General features: G+C 67.6%; 18 protein-coding genes and 1 riboswitch. Of the genes, 6 read left to right on the top strand and 12 right to left on the bottom strand.

The window, feature by feature from the left end; translation table 11 throughout:
* Positions 1-26: 26 nt before the first annotated feature.
* The 7 genes from KIH73_RS06070 to pheS form a co-directional block, all read right to left on the bottom strand.
* Entirely contained in the window at positions 27-1334 is a 1308-nt protein-coding gene (locus KIH73_RS06070) for an acetylornithine transaminase (protein WP_219081578.1), read from the bottom strand.
* Entirely contained in the window at positions 1324-2277 is a 954-nt protein-coding gene (gene argB, locus KIH73_RS06065) for an acetylglutamate kinase (RefSeq protein WP_219081576.1), read from the bottom strand. Before argB ends, KIH73_RS06070 begins: the two co-directional genes overlap by 11 nt.
* Before the next feature lie 16 nt (positions 2278-2293).
* Positions 2294-3463 carry a bifunctional glutamate N-acetyltransferase/amino-acid acetyltransferase ArgJ gene (argJ, locus tag KIH73_RS06060; protein WP_219081574.1) on the bottom strand — a complete coding sequence of 390 codons (1170 nt, stop codon included), beginning with the start codon at positions 3461-3463 and terminating at the stop codon, positions 2294-2296.
* Positions 3460-4554, bottom strand: a complete 1095-nt coding sequence (argC, locus tag KIH73_RS06055) for an N-acetyl-gamma-glutamyl-phosphate reductase (RefSeq protein ID WP_219081572.1) — start codon at positions 4552-4554, stop codon at positions 3460-3462. Before argC ends, argJ begins: the two co-directional genes overlap by 4 nt.
* Before the next feature lie 1123 nt (positions 4555-5677).
* On the bottom strand, positions 5678-6430 hold the full coding sequence (locus KIH73_RS06050; RefSeq protein ID WP_219081570.1) for a chromosomal replication initiator protein DnaA: 753 nt from the start codon (positions 6428-6430) through the stop codon (positions 5678-5680).
* A gap of 113 nt (positions 6431-6543) precedes the next feature.
* On the bottom strand, positions 6544-9153 hold the full coding sequence (gene pheT, locus KIH73_RS06045) for a phenylalanine--tRNA ligase subunit beta (RefSeq protein ID WP_219081568.1): 2610 nt from the start codon (positions 9151-9153) through the stop codon (positions 6544-6546).
* 6 nt (positions 9154-9159) lie between these two features.
* On the bottom strand, positions 9160-10215 hold the full coding sequence (gene pheS, locus KIH73_RS06040) for a phenylalanine--tRNA ligase subunit alpha (RefSeq protein WP_476695665.1): 1056 nt from the start codon (positions 10213-10215) through the stop codon (positions 9160-9162).
* Positions 10216-10411: 196 nt separating this feature from the next.
* Here pheS and KIH73_RS06035 point away from each other — a divergent pair, with 196 nt between their 5' ends.
* On the top strand, positions 10412-11116 hold the full coding sequence (locus KIH73_RS06035) for a response regulator (RefSeq protein WP_219081565.1): 705 nt from the start codon (positions 10412-10414) through the stop codon (positions 11114-11116).
* A 6-nt stretch (positions 11117-11122) separates the two neighbouring features.
* Positions 11123-12283: a sensor histidine kinase gene (locus KIH73_RS06030; RefSeq protein ID WP_219081563.1), complete on the top strand. Its 1161-nt coding sequence runs from the start codon at positions 11123-11125 to the stop codon at positions 12281-12283.
* An 11-nt stretch (positions 12284-12294) separates the two neighbouring features.
* On the opposite strand, the gene KIH73_RS06025 is transcribed toward KIH73_RS06030, so the two are convergent.
* The gene (locus KIH73_RS06025) at positions 12295-12717 is read right to left on the bottom strand and encodes a cytochrome c family protein (protein ID WP_219081561.1); all 423 of its coding nucleotides are present in this window, start codon (positions 12715-12717) and stop codon (positions 12295-12297) included.
* Between the two features lie 203 nt (positions 12718-12920).
* Here KIH73_RS06025 and KIH73_RS06020 point away from each other — a divergent pair, with 203 nt between their 5' ends.
* Genes KIH73_RS06020 through KIH73_RS06005 form a run of 4 tightly spaced genes read left to right on the top strand, consistent with a single transcriptional unit; the run spans position 12921 to position 15722 of the window.
* On the top strand, positions 12921-13730 hold the full coding sequence (locus KIH73_RS06020) for a hypothetical protein (protein WP_219081560.1): 810 nt from the start codon (positions 12921-12923) through the stop codon (positions 13728-13730).
* Complete coding sequence (locus KIH73_RS06015; RefSeq protein ID WP_219081558.1) at positions 13717-14412, top strand: hypothetical protein; 696 nt, start codon at positions 13717-13719, stop codon at positions 14410-14412. Before KIH73_RS06020 ends, KIH73_RS06015 begins: the two co-directional genes overlap by 14 nt.
* 4 nt (positions 14413-14416) lie before the next feature.
* Positions 14417-15076 carry a hypothetical protein gene (locus KIH73_RS06010; protein WP_219081556.1) on the top strand — a complete coding sequence of 220 codons (660 nt, stop codon included), beginning with the start codon at positions 14417-14419 and terminating at the stop codon, positions 15074-15076.
* Positions 15077-15086: 10 nt separating this feature from the next.
* A complete protein-coding gene (locus tag KIH73_RS06005) occupies positions 15087-15722 on the top strand; it encodes an ABC transporter ATP-binding protein (protein WP_219081554.1) in 636 nt (211 codons plus the stop codon).
* 126 nt (positions 15723-15848) lie between these two features.
* Here the strand turns inward: KIH73_RS06005 and KIH73_RS06000 are convergent, their stop codons facing one another.
* The 4 genes from KIH73_RS06000 to KIH73_RS05985 form a co-directional block, all read right to left on the bottom strand.
* Positions 15849-16781: a TrmH family RNA methyltransferase gene (locus tag KIH73_RS06000; RefSeq protein WP_219081552.1), complete on the bottom strand. Its 933-nt coding sequence runs from the start codon at positions 16779-16781 to the stop codon at positions 15849-15851.
* A 71-nt stretch (positions 16782-16852) separates the two neighbouring features.
* Positions 16853-19462, bottom strand: a complete 2610-nt coding sequence (locus tag KIH73_RS05995; RefSeq protein WP_219081607.1) for an ATP-binding cassette domain-containing protein — start codon at positions 19460-19462, stop codon at positions 16853-16855.
* Between the two features lie 60 nt (positions 19463-19522).
* Positions 19523-20143 carry an ECF transporter S component gene (locus KIH73_RS05990; protein WP_219081550.1) on the bottom strand — a complete coding sequence of 207 codons (621 nt, stop codon included), beginning with the start codon at positions 20141-20143 and terminating at the stop codon, positions 19523-19525.
* A gap of 54 nt (positions 20144-20197) precedes the next feature.
* Positions 20198-20320, bottom strand: a riboswitch (TPP riboswitch).
* Between the two features lie 155 nt (positions 20321-20475).
* Positions 20476-21843: a dipeptidase gene (locus KIH73_RS05985; protein WP_219081549.1), complete on the bottom strand. Its 1368-nt coding sequence runs from the start codon at positions 21841-21843 to the stop codon at positions 20476-20478.
* Positions 21844-21946 lie beyond the last annotated feature (103 nt).

Genomic DNA, 21946 nt, shown 5'->3' with positions numbered 1-21946 from the left:
TTGCTGGTGTGGGTGGCGCCCGGCCGTCAGTCGTCGGGCAGGTCGGCGGGCACGCCGGCCAGGATGGCGGCGGCCTCGTCCACCTCGCGCTCGCCGACGATCAGCGGCGGGGCGAGGCGCAGCGCGTCCGGGGCGACCGCGTTGACGATCAGGCCGTGCTCCAGGGCCCACTGCATCGCGGCGTGCGCGCACGGGTGGGTCAGCTGGATGGCGTTGAGCAGGCCGCGGCCGCGGACGTACTCGAACAGCGGGTTGCCGGCGGCCGTGATGCCCTCGCGCAGCTGGCGGCCGCGCTCCTCGACGTTGGCGAGCAGGCCGTCGTGCTCGATGACGTCCAGCGTGGCCAGCGCCGCGGAGGCCGCCAGCGGGTTGCCGGCGAAGGTCGAGCCGTGCGTGCCCGGCGAGAACAGCGCGGACAGCTCGGCGCCGAACGCGATCATGCCGCCCATCGGGAAGCCGCCGGCCACGCCCTTGGCGAAGGTCACGATGTCGGGGGTCACGCCGCCGGAGAGGTCCTTGCGCTGGAAGGCGAACCAGGTGCCGGTGCGGCCGATGCCGGTCTGCACCTCGTCGAAGATGAGCAGCGCGCCATGCGCGTCGCACATCGAGCGCACCGCCCTGACGAACCCGGGGTCCATCGGGCGCACGCCGGCCTCGCCCTGGATCAGCTCCATGATCACCGCGGCGACCGGACCCTTGCCGTAGCGGCCCGGACCGGTCTGGCTGAACTTCTCGTACAGCCCCATCGTGTCGCCGGGGTCGACGAACTCGACGCACGGCAGCAGCGGCTCGAAGGGCGTGCGGATGGCCGGCTTCCAGGTGGCGGACAGCGCGCCGAGCGTGCGGCCGTGGAAGCCGTGCGTCATCGCGATGATGCGGGCGGGCTTGCCGCCCATCGCCGGCGCGGCGCCCTTGAGCGTGCGGCCGTGCAGCTTGGCGAGCTTGAGCGCGGCCTCGTTGCCCTCGGCCCCCGAGTTGCCGAAGTAGACGTGCGAGCCCTCCGGCGCGCCCGCGAGCCTGACCAGGCGGGCGGCGAGCTCGATCTGCGGCTCACTGGCGAAGTAGTTGCTGGTGTGGGCGACCTTCGCGGCCTGCTCGCTGACGGCGGCGACCCACTTGGGGTGCGCGTAGCCGAGCGAGTTGACGGCGATGCCGGCCAGGAAGTCGAGGTATGCGTTGCCGTCGACGTCCCAGATGCGCGCGCCCTCGCCGTGGTCCATCACGCGCAGCGGCGTGCCGAACACGTTCATGTGCACGCGCGAGTACTCCCCCAGCCACTTGGCGTCGTTGGGGCCGAGCGTCTCCCGGGTCTCGCCGGTGGTCTCACTTGTCATACGAACTCCTCATCTCCACGCCGTCCTCGGGCACGACCATGGTGCCGATGCCGGCCTCGGTGAATATCTCGTTCAGGATCGAATGGGGCTTGCGCCCGTCGATGATGTGCGCCTGGGGCACGCCGCCGTCGAGGGCGCGCACGCAGGCCTCCATCTTGGGCCGCATGCCGCTTTCCAGATCGGGCAGCATGTCGCGCAGGTTCTCCACGCCGATGCGGCCGATCAGCGAGCCGCGGTCCGGCCAGTCGGCGTACAGGCCGTCGACGTCGGTCAGGATGATCAGCTTGCGCGCGCCGAGCGCGGCGGCCAGCGCGGCGGCCGCGGAGTCGGCGTTCACGTTGAGCACCTGCGTGGCGTCGTCCTCGTTCGGCGCGACCGAGGAGACCACCGGGATGCGCCCGGCGTTGATCAGGTCCTCGACCGCCGAGGCGTCGACGCTGACCACGTCGCCGACCAGGCCGATGTCCGTCGGCCTGCCGTCGATGACGGGCCGGCGCTGCATCGCCGAGAACAGGGCGCCGTCCTCGCCGGACAGGCCGACGGCGAACGGGCCGTGCGCGTTGATCAGGCCGACCAGCTCGCGCGAGACCTTGCCGGTGAGCACCATGCGCACCACGTCCATCGCCTCGGGCGTGGTCACGCGCAGGCCGCCGCGGAACTCCGACTCGATGCCCAGGGCGTCGAGCATGCGCGAGATCTGCGGCCCGCCGCCGTGCACGACGACCGGGTGCAGGCCCACCTGCCGCAGGAAGACCATGTCCTCGGCGAAGCACTGCTTGAGATGGTCGTCGACCATCGCGTTGCCGCCGTATTTGACGACGATGCGCTGCCCGGCGAACTCCTCCAGCCAGGGCAGGGCGTCGATGAGCACCTCCGCCTTCTGGTCGGCCCGCAGGTCGGTGTGCACGTCGAGATGGTATCCGGGTCCCTTCAGATCGCTCATTGCCGTATCGCCTCGCTCAGCTCTCGTAGTCGGCGTTGATGTGCACGTAGTCCAGCGTCAGGTCGTCGGTCCACACCGTGGCCTGCGCCTCGCCGGCGTGCAGGTCGATGTCGATGTGCACCTCGCGCGGGGTCATGTCGACCTCGCTGCGGTCCCGGCCCGGCTTGCCGCCGTCGCAGATGCGCACGCCGTTGACGTCCACGCTCACCTGGTCGGGGTCGTAGGGGGCCACCGACTCGGGCACCGTGCCGATCGAGCTGACGATGCGCCCCCAGTTCGGGTCGTTGCCCGAGATCGCGCATTTCAGCAGGTTCGACGCGGCGACCGCGCGGCCGCAGGCCAGCGCCGCGTCCTCGGTGGTCGCGCCGGTCACGGTGATGCGCACGTCGTGGCTGGAGCCCTCGCCGTCGCCGATGATCTGGCGGGCCAGGTCGGCGCACGCCCGCGCGACCAGCCGGTTGAACTCGTCCTTGTCGGGCTCGACGCCGGAGGCGCCGGAGGCCAGCAGCAGCACGGTGTCGTTAGTGGACATGCAGCCGTCGACGTCGATGCGGTTGAACGACGCGTCGACCGCCGCGCCCAGCGCGGCCTGCAGCTGGCCCGCGGAGACGACCGCGTCGGTGGTGATGACGCACAGCATGGTGGCCAGCTGCGGCGCGATCATGCCGGAGCCCTTGACCATGCCGCCGATGCGGTAGCCGGCCCCCTCGATCTCGACGGTCTTGGGCCTGGTGTCGGTGGTCATGATGGCCAGCGACGCGTCGGCGCCGGCCCGCTCGGTGGCGGCCAGCGCGCCGTGCGCGGCCCGGGCGCCGGCGAGGACGTTGTCCAGCGGCAGCAGCTCGCCGATCAGGCCGGTCGAGCACACGGCCACGTCCATCGCCGCGCAGCCGACGAGCGCGGCGACCTGCTCGGCCGTGGCGGCCGACTGGTCGTAGCCGGCCTGGCCGGTGCAGGCGTTCGCGCCGCCGGAGTTGAGGATCACGGCCTTGACGTGCCCGTCGGCGACGGCCTTGCGGCTGTACCGCACCGGCGCCGCGCAGAAGCGGTTCGACGTGAACACGCCCGCCGCGGCGTCCAGCGGCCCGTCGTTGACCACGAGGGCCACGTCCTTCTTGCCGGCGACGGCCGAGACGCCCGCCTCGACGCCCGCCGCGCGGAATCCCTTCGCGAATGTCACGCTCATGGCGCCACTCCAATCTTCGTCAGTCCCTGGTCCTCGGGAAGTCCCAGTGCGATGTTCAGCGATTGCACGGCCTGTCCGGCGGTGCCGCGGTTGAGGTTGTCGATGGCCGCGAACGCCAGCAGGCGGCCGGCCCTGCGGTCGACCACGACCTGCAGGTGCGCCGCGTTCGAGCCGATGATGTTCTGTGTGGCCGGCAGCGTGCCCTCCGGCAGCAGCGTCATGAAGCCCTCGTCGTCGTAGGCCCGCTCCCAGGCCGCGCGGATCTCGGCGTCGTCCATCGCCTTCGCCCGGTCGGTGAGCCTGGCGGAGACGGAGGCGAGGATGCCGCGCGCCATCGGCGCCAGGATCGGCGTGAAGCCCAGCGTGAACCGGTCGGCGTCCGCGGCCCGCAGTCCGGCCGCGTGCGCGAGGTTCTGCAGGATCTCGGGGATGTGGCGGTGCGTGCCGCCCACGGAGTACGGCACGGCCGACCCGAAGGCCTCGGCGGCCAGCAGGTTCGCGCGCTTGAGGTTCTTGCCGGCGCCCGAGTAGCCGACGACCAGGTCGGCGACGATGTCGGTCGGCTCGACGAGGCCTTCGGCCACGCCCGGCTGCAGGGCCAGCGTGACCGCGGTGACGTTGCAGCCCGGCCCGGCGATGCGCCTGGCGCCGCGCAGCGCCTCGCGCTGGCGGCGGTAGGTTCCGTCGGCGGCCTTGCCGAGGATGAGCTCGGGCATGCCGTAGGTCCAGTGCTCGTAGAAGTCGCCGCCGTAGTAGTCGTCCCACGCCGCGCGCTCCTCGAGCCGGTGGTCGGCACCGAGGTCGACGACCGTGGCGCCCGGTTCGAGCTGAGCGGCGAGCGCGCCGGACGCGCCGTGCGGCAGCGCGAGGATGATCACGTCGTGGCCGTTGAGCGCCTCGGGCGTGGTGTCCTGCACCACGAGGTCGGCGAGCTGCGGGATGTGCGGCATATGCCGGCCGAGACGGTCCCCCGCCGACGAATGACCCGCGACGCAGGTCACCTCGAACGCCGGGTGCGCCGCGAGGATGCGCAGCGCCTCGCCGCCCGCGTAGCCGGTGGCCCCCGCCACGGCGACCGTGTACTTGCCCATCTGTTCCGCCTTTCCGCCGGGCGGTGTCGTCCGGCACTTCACACGAGTATACATATTATGCAGTACATTGCATAATTATGAATCGCCGGGGCGGTTCGCGCCGACCTACGGCCCCGCCCGTCCCCGATGTTGCCGAACGCCTCCATGCGCCGCCGCCCCGGCCGACGGGGAAGACGCCGAGCTGTGAGACATCGGCGCCGGCCTTGCCGGCCACCGCCCCGGCCGGTGGGAAGACGACCATCCCGGCGGCGCCGGCACGCCCGATCGCCGGCGCTCCGGTCAACGGACGGCAATCGCTCCTGATGATACGGCGGAAACCCCGGCGTCTGGGCCCACGGTCGACGGGACGGCGATCGATCCCGCCGATGCGGACGGGACCATTCCGATGACGCGGTCGGCACCCGATGCATGCAGGACGGCACCCTATGCGCACAGGACGGCACCCGGGCATGCCGTCACCGGAAAGCATCCCACGACGGGCCCATCGCCCCGCCGCGTCGCGGTACGGAAATCCAATTCGGCCGCCTCCATGCGCACCGTACCGTACCGTGGTACGGTACACAATCTCATCCCTTGGAATTCCGCCGTTTCCGTTCCGTCACCGTACCACGGTACGGTACGCAAGCCCTTGGGGGCCACTGCTGCGGTTCGGTACCGTACCACACATGCCGCGCCGGTGCGGTTCGCCGGAATCGCCCGCCGTGCCATGCCGCTCGCCACCGCGCGATGGCGTCCATCATCATGAGACACCGTCCGCCACCACGCTACGACGTTCGCCGTCATGCAACGGCACCCACCATCACGCGGCGACGTTCGCCGTTGCACGGCACCATCCGCCACCGTGCGGCGACGTCGCATAACGACGTCCATCATCACGCGGCAGCATCCGCCACTGCGCCACGTCATCCGTCACCGCACGACGACGGTGCAAGGACATGCGTGCCACCGCGCCAACAGTGCAGAATGCGCCACATGCCCGCGGATACGCTCGATACGGGGCCGGTGCCGGGTTGGTGACGGGCGGGAGCCGCATACCCGCGGATACGCTCGATGCGGCCTGCCTACGACCGCTTGCGGGAACCGGCATCAGGCATGACCGCGCGGCATCGGCGGCGGGACCGGCTCACGCGCTCAGCGAGCCATCGTCGACGCTGCCGCCCGTGCCGCCCAGCATCTGCTGGTACAGGTCCATCGTCGACATGCCGTTCATGAACAGCCACAGCGACGCGATCGTGTACAGCACGTTGATGATCACCGCGGCCAGCGCCAGGCCGTAGCCCTTCATGTGGAAGGTGCGGGTGCGCCACATCGCCAGGCCGCCCATCAGCGCCGGCAGCACGGGGATCGCGAAGAACGAGAAGACGAACGCGAGGATCGCGTACACGTCCCAATGGCCGTACAGCGGGTTCTGGTTCGGGTCGTTGAGGTCGACGTTCCCGCGGTTGCCGGTGGACGGCCGGCCGCCGGAGCCGTTGCGCATATACGGCCCCTGCGCCTGCGGGCCCTGGCCGTATGGATCCTGCCCGTACGCCCCTTGCCCGTACGAGCCGTTCTGCCCGTACTGGTTCGGCTGCCCGTAGGGGTTCCCGTACGCCTGCCGCCCCTCGCCCCGGGCATACGGGTCGCCGTTCGCCGGCGCCTGCCGCCCGTCGCCCTGCCCGGACCGCGGGCCGAAGACGTTCCCCGACGCGTCGGGCTTCGCGTCGTCCTTCCGCTCCGGCTCGGGGCGCCCGTAGACGTACGGGTCGTAGTCGGAGGGGTACTGGCTGGACATCGCGCCGAATTCCGGCTGGCTGTAGCCGCCGTATTCGGGCCCGGCCGATCCGGGCGCCCGGTCCGGTGCGGGGTTCTGCGGGTCGGCGTTCGGTTCGCTCATGCGGTGCTCCTTATCACTGCCCGGTCGGGCTGTCGGCGATGGTCCGGCGCCGGTGGCCCGCGGGGAATCGGACGATCCCCGCGGGCCGCCGGCCGTTGTCCGTAATGATACCGTCAGGCGCGCAGCTGCGCCCCCAGCTCAGCGGCCTTCGCGACGATGGCCTCGCGGATGGCCTCGCTGTCCTGGGAATCCAGGGTCCTGTCCTGCGCGCGGAACGTGACGGCGAACGCCAGGGACTTCATGCCCTCGCCCACCTGCTCGCCGGTGAACACGTCGAACAGCTCGATGCTCTCCAGCTTGTCGCCGGCGCCCTCGCGGACGGCCTGGGCCAGCGCGGCCGCGGTGACCGATTCGGGCACCGTGAACGCGAGGTCCTGCTTGACCGGCGGGAACGTCGAGATCGGCGTCGCCTGCACCGGGGAATCATCCAGCGCGCCGAACAGCGCGGTCAGGTCGAGCTCGAACGCGGCGGCGTGCGCGGGCAGGCCGAGCGCCTCGTCGACGTGCGGGTGCAGCTCGCCGACCATGCCGATCGCCTGGTCGCCGATCATGACGCGGGCGGCGCGGCCCGGGTGCCACTGCGCGGGCACGTCGGCGGCGGCCGGCTGGTCCAGCGTCAGGCCGGCGCCGAGGCGCTCGGAGATGCGCGTCACGGCCTCGACGGCGTCGCTCCAGTCGACGGCGCGGCGTTCGCCCAGCCAGCCGGTCTCGACCGCGTTGCCGGTCAGGATGCCGGCGACGTGCAGCGGCTGGTCCGGCAGGCCGGCGTCGAGCGCGGCGAGCTCCTCGTCGCTCGGGCGCCTGCCGCCCGGCAGCGCCGGGATGGCCGGGGCGTCCGGGTTCCACAGGTAGACGTGGCCGAGCTCGTACAGCGAGACGTTCTCGTTGCCGCGGCGCAGGTTCAGGCGCACGGTCTGGGCGAGCGTCGGCAGGATCGAGCGGCGCAGGAACGGGCGGTCGCCGGCCAGCGGGTTGGCGATCTCCACGCTCACGCGCTTGATCGCCTCCGGATCGCAGCCGAAGGCCTTGTAGTCCTCGTCGCCGACGAACGGGTACGTCAGCGCCTCGACCATGCCGTACTCGGCGAGCTCGTCGGCGACCTGGCGCTTGCGGCGCTGGTCGTCGGTCAGCCCGACCTCGCCCTCGACCGGGGCGGGCGGCACGGTCACCGGGATCTCGTCGTAGCCGACGAGTCGGGCCACCTCCTCGACCAGGTCGCACGGCTCGTTGAGGTCGGGGCGCCAGCTCGGCGGCTGGATCGAGAACTCGCCGTTGCCGCCGCCGGCGACGCCGCAGCCGATGTCGGTGAGGATGTCGCTGATGGTGTTCACGTCGGTGTCCAGGCCGGCCACGCGCCTGACCTCGCCGGCCTTGAAGTTGATGGAGCGGCGCCGCGGCACGCGGTTCACGTCCGCGGGGTGCTCGGAGGCCTCGCCGCCGCCGTACTTGACCAGCAGCTCGGCGGCCATCTGCGCGGCGGCCGGCTGCAGCTGGGTGTCCACGCCGCGCTCGAAGCGGCGCGACGCCTCGGACGGGGTCTTGTGGCGGCGCGCCGAACGCGCGATCGACACCTGGTCGAAGTGCGCGGCCTCCAGCAGGATGTTCTTCGTCTCGGCGGTGACCTCGCCGTACAGGCCGCCCATCACGCCGGCCAGGCCGATGATGCGCGAGCCGCGCTCGCCGTTGGGCGAGTCGGTGATGAGCAGGTCCTCGACGCTCAGCTCGTGGTCCTTGCCGTCGAGCGTGACCAGGTGCTCGCCCTCGCGGGCGCGGCGCACGACGATCGGCCCCTCGAGCTTGTCGAGGTCGTAGGCGTGCATCGGCTGGCCCAGGTCGAGCATGACGTAGTTCGTCACGTCCACGGCGAGCGAGATCGAACGCATGCCGGCGCGGATCAGGCGGCGGCGCATCCAGTTCGGGGTCTTGGCCGCCGGGTCGAAGCCGTGGATCGCACGGGCGTAGTAGCGGTCGCAGCCCGGCACGCCGTGAATCGGGTTGCCGTCCTCGATCGCGATCTCGATGTCGGTCGGGGTCCCCGGGGCCAGGCCCTCGGTCACCGGGGCCTTCCTGTCGAGCGCCACCGCCGGGTCGACGTACGCGGCGCCGGTCGAATGGTGGTACTCGCGGGCCACGCCGCGGTAGGAGAACGCGTAGCCGCGGTCCGGGGTGATGTTGATCTCCAGCAGCGGCTGGTCGAGATGCAGCAGGTGCATCGCGTCGTCGCCCGGGTTCAGGGCCTCGTACTCGGCCGGGGTGAACCCGTACTCGCGCAGCAGGATGATGCCGTCGTGGTTGTCGCCCAGCCCCAGCTCGCGCTCCGAGGCGCACATGCCGTCGGAGACGTGGCCGTAGGTCTTGCGCGGCTCGATGCGGAAGTCGCCCGGCAGCACGGCGCCCGGCAGCGTGACGACGACCTTCTCGCCGGCCCTCATGTTCGGCGCGCCGCACACGATGCCGCGCGGCACCTTGTTGCCGTCCTCGTCGACCGCGTTGTACTCGTCGCCGACGTCGACGTGGCACCAGTTGATGGTCTTGCCGTTCTTCTGCGGCTCGGGGGTGGCGTCCACCACGTAGCCGACCACGATCGGGCCGGTGACCTGCGAGGCGTGGATCTCCTCCTCCTCGAGGCCGACCTTGACCAGGTCCTTGGCCAGCTGCTCGTACGTCAGGTCCTCGGGGACCTCGACGTGGTCCTTGAGCCAATCAATGTCAACCATAGGCATGGGTAATCACTCCCCCATCACGAATTGCTTGCTGAATCGCACGTCGCCCTCGACGAGGTCGTGCATGTCGTTGATGTCATGGCGCAGCAGCACCGTGCGCTCGATGCCCATGCCGAACGCGAAGCCGGTGTACACCTCCGGGTCCAGGCCGGCGGACTTGAGCACGTTCGGGTTCACCATGCCGCAGCCGCCCCATTCCAGCCAGCCAGGGCCGCCCTTCTTGTCGGGGAACCACAGGTCGAGCTCGGCGCTCGGCTCGGTGAAGGGGAAGTAGCTCGGGCGCAGGCGGGTCCTGGCCTCGGGGCCGAACATCGCGACGGCGAGCTTGTCGAGCACGCCCTTGAGGTCGGCCATCGTCAGGTGCTTGTCGACCGCGAGCGCCTCGCACTGGTGGAACACCGGGGTGTGCGTGGCGTCCAGCTCGTCGGTGCGGAACACGCGGCCCGGCGAGGCGATGTACAGCGGCACGCCGTACTCGAGCAGCGCGCGCACCTGGTCGGACGAGGTCTGCGTGCGCAGCACCATGTTGGAGCCGACGAAGCCGGCGGCGTCGCGCGCCTGCGTGCCCTTGACGTAGAAGGTGTCCTGCATCTGGCGGGCGGGGTGGTCGGGGCCGAAGTTCAGCGCGTCGAAGTCGTACCATTCGGTCTCCACCTCGGGGCCGCTGGAGATGCGCCAGCCCATCGAGACGAAGAAGTCCTCCCAGTCCTCCATGACCTTGGACAGCGGATGGCGGGCGCCCAGCGGCTTGCGGCGCACCGGCAGCGTCATGTCGACGGTTTCGGCGAGCAGCGCGCGGGACTCCTCCTCGGCCTTGAGCGCGGCCTCCTTGGCGCCGAACGCGCGGCCGAAGTCGGCGCGCAGCTTGCCCATGAGCTTGCCGGCGTCCTTCTTGCGGTCGGCGGGCAGCGATCCGATGGCCTTGCTGGCCAGCGTCATCGCGGATTCGGCGCCCGCGTACCGGGTCTTGATGGCCTTCAGCTCCTCCGTGCTCGAGGCGCTCTCAATCCTCGCGATGCCCTCGGCGACCGCGTCGGTCACGGCCTGGGCATCGAACACCACTTGCTGTGTCACGAGTTCCCTTTCCTGTCCATCTGCGCCGGGAACGCCGCAAAACGGCGCAATCCCCGCGTTTACCGACTTCACATTCTCCCAAAGCGACTCGACATAGGCATAAACGATCGCCGTGCCTTCTGCATAACGCAGGCATGCAGCCATTCACGGTATATAATACTTTTCGTATTTCGACTCTGCTTCAATGGGGAACATCATGAAGCCACGGCCAGTGCATTCCATAAACGGTCCAGACGCCACGATGCATGTCGCTCAGCAATACCGACACAGAATAGCCATTACCGATAACGACGAACGTTCTCTCGAATCTCTACGAGATCTTGTCGAGCGTAATATTCCCCGCTCGTATGTAATTTGGACATGTTCCTCTGAACGGGAAACCATAGAACGCTGTCTTGCCTGCGACGGCACCATAGACCTGCTTCTGTTGGATATGTCCATGGAACGCATGCAAGGCCCCTCCATCTGTCGTCGTATTCGAGAACAAACATGGCGTGTGCCCATTCTCGCAATGACAAGCTTCTCTCTTCATAGATACAGAGAACAAGCCGTGTATGCGGGAGCACAGGGCATCACCAGCAAGAACGACGAACAAGCCATCATCCGGTCAATCAATACAGTATTACAAAGCCAAGCGCTCGATGGATTCGAGAGTTCCGCAGTCGCTTACACACGAGTCAGCAACGAACGACCACACCAACAGCTATTGACCTCGCGAGAAGAAGAGATAATCAATCTGGCTGCCGATAGCGGTCTGACGGACCGTCAAATCGCCGAGGAACTCAACATAGCCGAAGCAACGGTGAGACGGCACATGCATAACATACTGGCCAAGCTGGGGGCCAAAACCGCACGACAGGCTATTGCAAGGTGGCTGACTCCAAGGTGATACCCGATGAATAACGCAAATATCGATGTCCGGCACTGGATCGTTAGCCGGTGCAAGCGATCCACATATACAGTGTTGACGATTACGGCTCTTGCCATCTCATCCATAGCATATGCAATCACTCCTCCACCACATGAAGTCGCTGCACTATTAGCGGTAATTCAGATGTTGGTCGTCTTGGTAATTACTTATCATCCAACATCTTGTCTGCTTATTACACTGTTGTTGGAGATAATAGCTTCTCATCAGGCTGGCGGAAACATACTCGCCACATATGCGACAATATCGCTAGCGCTCGGACTAATCGCATATGAAAAACACATTATTAATACCGTCATATCCTATACGGGAACATACATAGTTGGAATCGGTATGGATTGCTGGCACACCAGTATCGACAACAGTCGCTACACCTTATTTACCTTTATCATAATTACATCCCTACCGGGTATTGTCGGATACGCAGCGAGATGGCAACATCATAAAATAGAAAATATTCACACTCAAGAAAAGCTTCGGCACCAAGCACATTTACTGCAGCATGATGAAACTATCGCCAACACCATTCACGACTCTGTCACAGGAGAACTTTCTCTGATAGCCCGTACAGCACAGCGGCAAATGCGTCTAGGTTTGAATAATGATAACCAGCCATGGACCGAAATCAACGAATGGGCAACCAATGCACTAACTGATATACACCGATTGATTGATTCACTTGACGGCGATGCATCATATAAAAGGTTGAAACACAATAACAATAACTTTATATACGATATACGCTCTATTGCAAGGCAAGGCAATGATGCTCTTGTCGCCGCCGGCATAAACGGCAGAGTAAACATACAAACATTCGTAGAAGCCGCCCAGATTCACGTCGATTCGGCTACAACGACTCTTGTTATAGAATTATTACGGGAAATATTCACCAACATTACTCGACATGCATCTTGTCAGTCAGAATATGAAATATCCATATTAATTAATTCAAATAACTGCACAATTACGCAAATCAATACCACCGAAGCCAACGATTCCCATAAACGACACAAAGGGCATGGATTACGATATTTTCAGCGATTGATTGAAAAGAATGGCGGAACGATGACATACGGCATCCACATTAGTACATGGACACTTTACGCCATCGTTCCGCTACGTCCATAAGGCAATGCAACTCACACGGAATCGGGACTCCACAATCCCGAAACGGCGACATATCCACTATGCGTCACAGAATTTTGAATACATGCAGAGACTTGCACTCTCCCGTACATATCAAAAGCGTCGTTGGAAATTTTTGCATCTTTTCCGACATCAATGATACGGACCTGTGAGTGTACATCGGGATTCTGATATGTTCGCTCAATCCAAGCCCATGCGGTACCACCGTCGGACTTGCTATTGAGCTTTACATAGCTGGGTGTGTAGTCTTGCTTCTGACGCTGCCCGGTTCTTCCGATGCCATGAACAGGACTTAGACTAAACGTCCAGCCACTGTCTCCGCTATTCCCGGCATATGCGGGAATAACAAATGCAAACGACAGTATCGAAACGGCCATCGCAACAACACCCACGACTTTGCGAATTATTCCTTTCATCGTTGACCTCATTGTCATATTTGTGTGGGTAATACTGACAATAAATCCTCAACCATATCGATCGATAATGTCGGTCTACAACATTTGTGCACCGCTTTTACTGTTTTTTGCCAACGCATCATATTTGGGTTCGAATCAGTCATACAGTTGGGATAACCGTTCTTCAAGAAATGATTGAGAACTCATGACAGTAAGGGGGAATCGTGGCATTGTTACGACGACAACTCGTCTCCTGTCTGACGGGCCCCCGATGGTTGGTCATCATCGCAATCACCATCGGTGTGCTTGTCGTCCAGTACCGTACGGCGTTCCGGCCGGTGTGGGTGCTGCCGGACATCAACCCGAACTTCTTCAACTACATGCTGTTGTTCAACTATTTCGGCCAAGGGTCCGTGCTGTATCTGATGCTGCTGCCATTCCTCGCCGCGCTGGCCGGCGGCAGCGTATACGCAGGAGAGCGGCTATCGGGCCGCCTGCCGATGCTGCTGGCGCGTCAATCGCGTGCGACGGTGCTACGCTTGTGCCTGGGTTCGGGATTCGTTGCCGGCGGTCTCGGCGGGTCACTGCCACTGATGACGAGCCTGGTCATCGCCGTCATCCGGGAACCACATATGGAGTTCGTGGACGGCGTCCAGAGATCGAGCGAATACTATCCGCTCATCACGTCGGATTCATGGGTCTACGGTCTGTACTGCCGCAACCAGATCCTGCTGTTGGTGCTCACTCTCCTGTATGTGTTCGTGCTTTCCGGCCTGTGCGCCGATCTGGCGGTATGCGCGTCGTTCTTCACCCGCCGCCGCTATCTGGAAGTGCCGATCCCGTTCATCGTCTCCTATCTGGTGTGGGTCGTCTCCGACGTCCCTGGACATGCGGGCTGGAGCTTCATCACGTTCCTGGAGCTGCGCGTCGCCAACGCACCGAACTGCGTGGCCGGAGCCGCCCTTACCCTGCCGGTTCTGGCGCTGGTTGTGGGCGGCGTGTATGCATGGGAGGCGCATCGTGACGTGTCGTAACGTGTTCGCCGTCCTCGCACGCGCGCACCCCCTGGTCTGGCTGGCGCTGGCCGTGTGCGCCGCCGTGGCGACGCTGTTCTCGTCGATGGCGCTGATGTCCGACGCCACGCGTGGTCTGGAATACGAGACCCTGATCAACGTGAACCTGTTCGGCTATCAGGTGGTGCCGCCCTACCTGCTGCTGTTGTGCTTCGGCTCGGTGCGGTATACGGCGCTGGAGCGTGTCAGAGCGGACCCTTCGCGCGCGCTGGGCGTCAATCTACGTTGGATGGCGCTGAGCGCCGTGCTCGCCGTCCTGCCGTTGCTGGCGACCTATGGGGTCGTGGAGTTCGTGGTCGAGCGCCGGCCTTGCGACCGCAATGCTCTGATCGTAGCCGCCGTGGCGGCGGTGCAGATGGTCATGGAGCTGGCCCTCATCGGTCTGACGGCGAATCTCGTCGTCAACTGCGGCGTGCCCTGGGGATACGCCGCACCGCCGTTCATGGTCATGTTCGGACTGTCGGGATGGTTGTTCTCGACATGGAACCAGTGGGTGGGCGAGGCGCTGTTCTTCTTCCTCGAACCGCTGGCCGACGCCGGTTCTCTGATCCGTGACAAGGCGCCCGCGTTTCTAGGGCTCGTCGCGACGCTGACGGTCGCCAACCTGGTCGCCTGCCAGCGCACGGACCACCGGGGGAGGTAGGAACATGCGTCCGTCATCGAGCCATACGTTCCACGCACTGCCCTACCATGCGGTGCTGCTGATTCCCTACCTGTTCGTCCTGGCATGGTATTTCAACCACGAGCCGGACACCGGGACGTTCCTCGGCATGTTCCGCGCACCCCGGTTCGCCGGCGAGTCCATGCTCGCCGACAACTCGACGGCGCTGTCGTTCATGGTGTTCGGCACGGCCCTGGCGCTCGAGCGCCCCACGGAGTACCTGCGCCGCGCCGATCCGATGTCCGCCATCAGGATGGGGCGCGACCGGCGGCGTCTGCTGCGCTATGGCGCGATCGTCGTGGCGTATTCCGCGGCGTTCACGCTCCCCCAGCTTGCGGCGACCTTCCTGCTGGTCAAGGTCGACGATATGGGCGCGATGCTGGCCGGTGCGTGCTGCGCCTGGTGGTCGTTGTCGGTCGCGCTGACGGTCACGAACATCGGCTGCATGGCCGGCAATCGCGCGGCGGGATATCTCGTGCCCCTGCTGATGGCGGCGGCGTGCGCCGGCATACCGGGCGTGCAGCGCATGTTCCTCGGAGTCGTGCCGGGAACGCAAGTGCCATGCTGGGTGCCGGCGCTCGCCCTGCTGACCTGCATCTCGGCCGCCATCAATGCGGCCCTGTATCACCATCTGGACATCATCTGAAGGAGTGGACATGAACGTACGCATCCATGCGCTGACCAAGGTCATTCGTCGCAAAACCGTGCTGGACCGCGTTGAGGCGGAGTTCGAGCCGGGCGTCATCTACGGCGTCACCGGCGCCAATGGGTCGGGTAAAACCATGCTGCTGCGGGCGATCTGTGGATTCATCAGACCGACCTCGGGGTACGTCTCAATCGATGACAGGCCCGTGGAGTTCAACCGCAGACTGCCCGAGCGCATCGGCATCATCATCGAGACACCCGGGTTCGCCAACCATCGGACCGCATGGCAGAATCTGACGGACCTCGCCGAAATCAACGGGGACTTCGACGAGGCCGAGACCATCCGGCTGCTCACGTTGTTCGAGCTGGTCGAACATCGTGACGACAAGGTGCGTTCATTCTCGATGGGCATGCGGCAGAAGCTCGCCATCGTCCAGGCTTTGATGGAACACCAGCGGATCATCCTGCTCGACGAGCCGACCAACGGCCTGGACCGTTACGCCGTGCATGCCTTCATGGAAGAGATGCGGCGCCAGCGCGAACAGGGCCGGACGATACTCATCGCCTCACATCACGAGATGGAGATCACCGAGATCGTCGACCGGATGTGCGTCATGGACCAGGGAAGACTGACCATGGACGGCTGATTGTGGACAGGCGCGGACGGATGGCCGCGAACGCCCCGAGGCCGACGACGGACCAACGGGCGAACGGCCGGAACATCCGCGTGAACGAACGTCTCCGAACGTCCGGAGTCGTCGGTAACAGTCCATCTAGCGACTCGACATAGCCAGGCTCATCAGCATGACGGCGGCGCTGGTGCCGAGGTTGAGGGATTCGGCCCTGCCGTAGATCGGTATCGAGACGATGCGGTCCACGCGTGCGAGGATGTCGGCGGGCAGGCCGCGCGCCTCGTTGCCGAACAGCACGGCGCGCGCCTCTCCCCCGGCGCCCGGCCCGGCCTCGCCGGCGAGCAGCGCGGGCAGGGACTCCGGCCTGCGGCCGGGCGTGCCGTACACGTCGGCGGCGACGATGCGCAGGCCGCGCCCGGCGCACCATGCCAGGAAGCCGTCGGTGCCCATCGTCAGCACCGGCAGGTGGAACAACGAGCCGGCCGTGGAGCGGATCACCTTGGGGTTGAGCATGTCGACGCATTCGTCGACGAACACGACGGCCCGGCATCCGGCCGCGTCGGCCGCACGGATCACCGTGCCGGCGTTGCCCGGGTCGCGCACCTGCCAGAACGCGGCGACCAGGTCCGGCGCGGCGCCGCCGGTCGCGTTCCCGTCCGCGGCGTCCCCGCCCGCCGTGCCGTCGTCCGAGAGCGCGCCGAAATCGCGCCGCATCGCCGCCACGTCGCCGACGGCGAGGATGCCCTGCGCGTCGCGGCTCATCCGGTCGAGCACCAAACGGTCGCACAGGTGGACGTAGATCCCCCGCTCCAGCGCCTGCGCCACGATCGGGGCGAACGTCGCCGGGACCGGCGCGTCGTCCGCGGACCGCCGCCCGGCGAAGCGGTCGGCGTCGCAGGCGACGTAGAGGTCGCGGATGACGCCCGGGGCGTACCGCACCGCCTCGCGCACGGACTGCGGCCCCTCGATGGCGAAGCGGCCGGCGCGCTCGCGCGCCTTGCGGTTCGACAGTTCGGCGACGCGGCGGACGCGCTCGGAGCGCGGGTTGTCAAGAAAGCTGCTGTTCATCGGCATACCTGCTACCCTACCGCCTGGCCGCCGCGCGCCGGCCGCGCCGGCCGGCCGCGTGTCGGCGGCCGGGACGGTCACATGCCGAGGAACGAGAACGTGCCGGCGAGCGCGGCGGACAGCAGCGCGACCACCGGAATGGCGAGGCATCCGGCCAGGTAGGCGCGGTCGCGCGGGTGGACCTCGCTGACGCGCGCGTGGCTGCGCGGACCGGTGCCGCCGAAGCCGCGCGCCTCCATCGCGGTGGCGAGCGTGGTGGACCGTCTGATCGACAGCACCAGCAACGCGAAGGTCTGCGGCAGGAACGCCTTGACCTTGTTCTCGTCGCCCAGGCCGCGGGAGCGCCGCGACGCGGTGAGCGCGGTCCAGTCGTCGCGCAGCACCGAGAACAGGCGCATGCCGGCCAGGCCGCCGTATACGAAGCGGTCCGGCAGGTGCAGGATCTGGCTGAACGCGTCGGCCAGGTCGGTCGCGTCGATGCCGAGCACCGTGATGATGGCCGGGATGCCGATGGCGAGGATCCTCAGCCCGGTGGCCACGGCGAGCTCGGCCGAGCGGTCGGTGACGTGGATCAGCCCCCACTGCCACCAGGTGTCGCCGCCCTGCTTGCCGTACAGCAGCACGGCCAGCAGCGAGCCGGGGGCGCCGATGAACACCGGCCAGGTGGACTTCACCACGCGCCACGGGGTCAGGCCGATCGCCATGAGGATGCCGAACTCCAGGGCCAGCGCCACGGTGGCGGAGACCCAGTCCAGGCTCAGCAGCAGCGGCAGCGAGACCAGGAACGCGCCGATCAGGCGGTAGGCGGGGTTGAGCGAGGCGAGGAACGGCGAGCGGCTGGAGGGCTTGGGGTCCTCCTCGCGCTCGTTGACCGGGCTGACGGCGATGCTGACGCCGGCCGACGCCGCACCCGCGGCGGCGCGCTCTCCGGCCGGCGCCGGCCCGGCGGCGCGCCGAGTGGAACCTCGTGAACCGGAACCCTCCGCGCCGTCGGCGGCGGGCGCGCAACCGGCCTCGGCGGCGCGTTCCGGGGCCGTGTCGCGCCATTCGCCGGCGCGGCCGGCGGGTGTCAGCTCGACCAGGCGCGCGCCGAGCGCGGTGACCAGGTCGCGGTCGTGCGTGACGACGATGATGCTCACGCCGTCGCCGCGCAGCCCGTGGATGAGCCGCACGATCTGCATCCACGTGCGCCGGTCCTGTCCGAAGGTGGGTTCGTCGAGGATGAGCACGCGGGGCGCGGCCGCCAGCGAGGCGGCGACGGTCAGACGGCGCTTCTCGCCGCCGGACAGCGTGTACGGGTTCTGCCTGGCGTACTGGATCAGCCGGAACCGCGTGAGCAGGTCGCGCGCGCGGCGTTCGGCCTCGGCCTCGTCGCAGCCGGTGCGCAACGGGCCGAGCATCACCTCCTCGAGCACGCTGCCGCGGGCGAACTGGTGCTCGGGGTTCTGGAACACGTAGGAGATGCGGGAGGCCAGCTCGGTGGACTTCCATGCGATCGGCGCGTCGCCCCCGGCGCCGGCCGACAGGCCTTCGGAGGCGACGACCCGCCCGGCGACCGGCTCGAGCAGGCCGGCGAGCGTGAGCGACAGGGTGGACTTCCCCGCGCCGTTCGCGCCGACCAGCGCGGTGATCTGCCCGGGGGCGAAGTCCAGGTCGATGTGCTCGGCGATGGCGACGCCGTCGCGGCCGATGGACAGGTCGCGGGCGGACAGAATGGTCTCGCCGGTGCCGACGGACGGATCGTAGGCCGGCTCGTCGTCGGTGTGGATGCGCACGATCGCGTCGCCGGGGCGGCGGTAGCGCTCGGGCAGCCAGATGCCTAGCCCGGCGAAGTCCAGCGTCGGGTCGCCGAACACCTCGTCGGGCGTGCCGTCGGCCACGATGACGGTCCGGCGGAAGCCGCTGCGGTCCACCTCCTCGTCCATGCCCCGCCGGGCGACGCGCGCGGCCTGCTGGTCGTCGGTCTCCAGGCCGAGCACGACGACGCGGTCGATCAGGTCGATCCACGGGCCGGCGCGGTGCTCGACCAGCACCATCGTCGAATGGTGCCGGTCGAGCACGGCGCGCACGGCGCCGACCACCTGCTCGACGCCGTCGGGGTCGAGGTTGGCGGTCGGCTCGTCGAGCAGCAGCACGCCCGGGCGCATGGCCAGCGCGCCGGCGAGCGCCAGACGCTGCATCTGGCCGCCGGACAGGTGCATCGTGGAGCGGTGCAGCTGGACGCCGTCCAGCCCCACCGCCTCCAGGCTCGCGCGCACGCGATCCCAGATCTCGCCGCGCGGCACGTCGAGGTTCTCCGGGCCGAAGGCGACGTTGTCGCCCAGGCGCTGGAAGATCGCCTGCGCGTCCGGGTCCTGCAGGACCAGGCCGATGCGCCCGCGGGCCTGCGTGACCGGGACGCCGTCCACCAGCACGCGCCCCTCGGTCACGCCGCCCTCGGCGTCGGTGGCGGTCCGGGTGCCGTCCTCGCCGACCGTCTCGCGCTCGATGCGGTCCTCGCCGCCGAGCAGGCCGGCGGCGCCCTCGAGGATCGTGGATTTGCCGATGCCCGAGGCGCCGAGCAGCAGCACGCGCTGGCCGGCCTCGATGCTCAGGTCCAGCCCGCGCACGGCGAAGTGCGTGCGCGAGGCGTGGCGGTACCCCCAGCCGTCGAATCGGAGCGTCGCGTTGTCGGGTGCGGGGGTCATGTCAGTGGATTCCGTCACGGAAAGCGTCTCCTGCGGTGGTGTTCGGTCGGTCGCGCCGGCTCATCGGGCCTGGCCGCGCACCTCGCGGCCGGAGGCGAACTTGTCGAGCGCGCCGGTCCTGGCGATGGCGATGTACAGGTACCACATGAGCACGCCGGCCACGATCGCGCCGGAGGCCACGGTCGTGACGACGTAGACCACGCCGTAGGTCTGGGCCACGTCGACGGCCTGCAGGTTGGTCAGGAAGGAGTAGCCCCAGCAGGCCACGCCGGACAGCGCGCCGGAGAGCACCGTCACCGGCAGGTTCCACTTGCGGTAGGCGAAGACGAGGAACGCGATCTCGGCGAACAGGCCCTGCACCAGGGCGATCAGGAAGGTCTCCACGCCTCCCCACATGTTGCCCATCAGGGCCTCCAGCACGCCGGCCACGACCTCGGCGTACAGCGCCGCGCCCGGCTTGCGCACGATGACGGCGGCCAGCGGGCCGGCGAACAGCCACAGCCCGTTGAAGACGCCGGCCAGGCCCGGGACGATCGCCTCGAGCGCGCCCCACGGCGCGCTGGTGACCAGGGCGACGACCCAGTAGATCAGGGCGCTCGCCACGCCGACGACCGAGGCGACGGCGATGTCGACGACGCGCCACTTGAGCATGGGCTTGGATTCGGAGATGGTAGCAGACATTGATGTGCCTTTCTCTGTCTCGCGCACCGACCTTCGGTGCCGCGTACTTCAAGGCACGGGAATAGAGCGACGTCCGTGCGCCGGCATTACCCGGTATACGTTCAATCGGTCGAGGAAACCCTCATCTCAGCCCCGTGGCCGCCCGGACGGCGCCACGGAGCCCCCGTGTCGGTTCCCGAGTGTAGGGCATGCCCCGGTCAACGGCCGCACGACGGCGCCGCCGCCCTCCGGCGGGGAGGGACGGCGGCGGCGAGTCGGAGGACCGGCGCCGGAGCCGCTTCGGGGCATGCGCCCGCGGGCGGGTGCGCGCCGCGGCGATCCGGCGGCCCGGGTCAGCGGGCGAGTTTGGCCAGCAGCAGCGCCTCGGTGACGATGTTCTTCCTCAGCCCCGGCAGCGAGATCGACTCGTTCGGGCTGTGCGCGTTGGCCTTCGGGTCCTCCGGGCCGGTGACCAGCACCTGCGCGTCCGGGAAGATGCGCTGCAGCTCGGGAATGAACGGGATCGACCCGCCCTCGCCCTTGTTCACCGGGGCGCAGCCGAAGGCCTCCTCCATCGCCTCGAGCGCGTCGCGCGTGGCCTCGGCGTTCGGGTCCATGGCCCAGCCCATGCCGTTCTCGCCCGGGGTGACGCTGACCTCGCAGCCGAACGGCGCGTGGGCGACCAGGTAGTCGGCGAGCGCCCGCTGCGCCCGCTCCGGCTCCTGGTTCGGCGCGGTGCGCAGCGACAGGCGGAACGTCGTCTCGTGGGCGATCACGTTGAACGACCCCTCGACCGGGTGGGCGTCGAAGCCGATGACGGTGACGCTCGGCTTGGTCCACATGCGCGCGGCGATCGAGCCGGTGCCGGCCAGGCGGTAGGAGGGCACGATGCCGGCGTCCTCGCGCACGGTGGCCTCGTCGAGGTCGCGCTGCAGGCCGCCCACCGGCTCCTCGGCGTCCACGCCCGGGACCCGCATGTCGCCGTTCTCGTCGTACATCGAGGCGATCAGCATCGCGGCGAGCGTGTTGGCGTCGAGGATCGGGCCGCCGTACTGGCCGGAGTGCACCGGGTGCTCCAGCACCTTGACGTGCACGTCGAGCGTGGTGTTGCCGCGCAGCGACGTGGTCAGCGAGGGGATGTCGGCGGACCAGTTGCCCGAATCCGCCACGACGATCACGTCGGCGGCGAACTCGTCGCGGTGCTCCTCGATGAACGGGATGAAGCTCGGCGAGCCCATCTCCTCCTCGCCCTCGATGAACACCTTGACGTTCACGCCCAGATCGTCGCCGAGCGCCTTGAGCGCGCCGGAGTGGATGGCGATGCCGCCGCCGTCGTCGGCGACGCCGCGGCCGAACATGCGCTCGCCGACCTCGGTGGCCACGAACGGCTCGGTGTCCCACACGGACGGGTCGGGCACCGGCTGCACGTCGTGGTGCGCGTACAGCAGCACGGTCGGGGCCTCGGGGTCGACGACGCGCGAGCCGATCACCTCCCAGGCGCCCGGCGTGCCGTCGGCGTTGTGCGCCTGGGCGACCTTCGCGTCGATGCCGACCAGGCGCAGCTCCTCGGCGACGAACTCGGCGGAGCGACGCATCCGCTCGCCGGTGATGCCCTCGGCGGAAATCGACTGCAGCGCGGTCTTGCGCACGAGCAGGTCGACGATGCGCTGCCAGTCCTCGTCCACGCGCGCACGAATCTCATCCACGTTCACGGCTGTCATGACACTCCTTGTCCATCCGATTTGCCTTGATATTGCAGGGTACCGCTGGCCCCCGGCGCGGCGCCGCGCGGCGTTGCGCGCCGCGGCCCGCCGGCCCGCCAGT

Source organism: Bifidobacterium phasiani, from assembly GCF_019331775.1.
In the GTDB taxonomy this organism is placed as follows: domain Bacteria; phylum Actinomycetota; class Actinomycetes; order Actinomycetales; family Bifidobacteriaceae; genus Bifidobacterium; species Bifidobacterium phasiani.
This window is presented reverse-complemented; position numbering and strand designations above follow the sequence as displayed.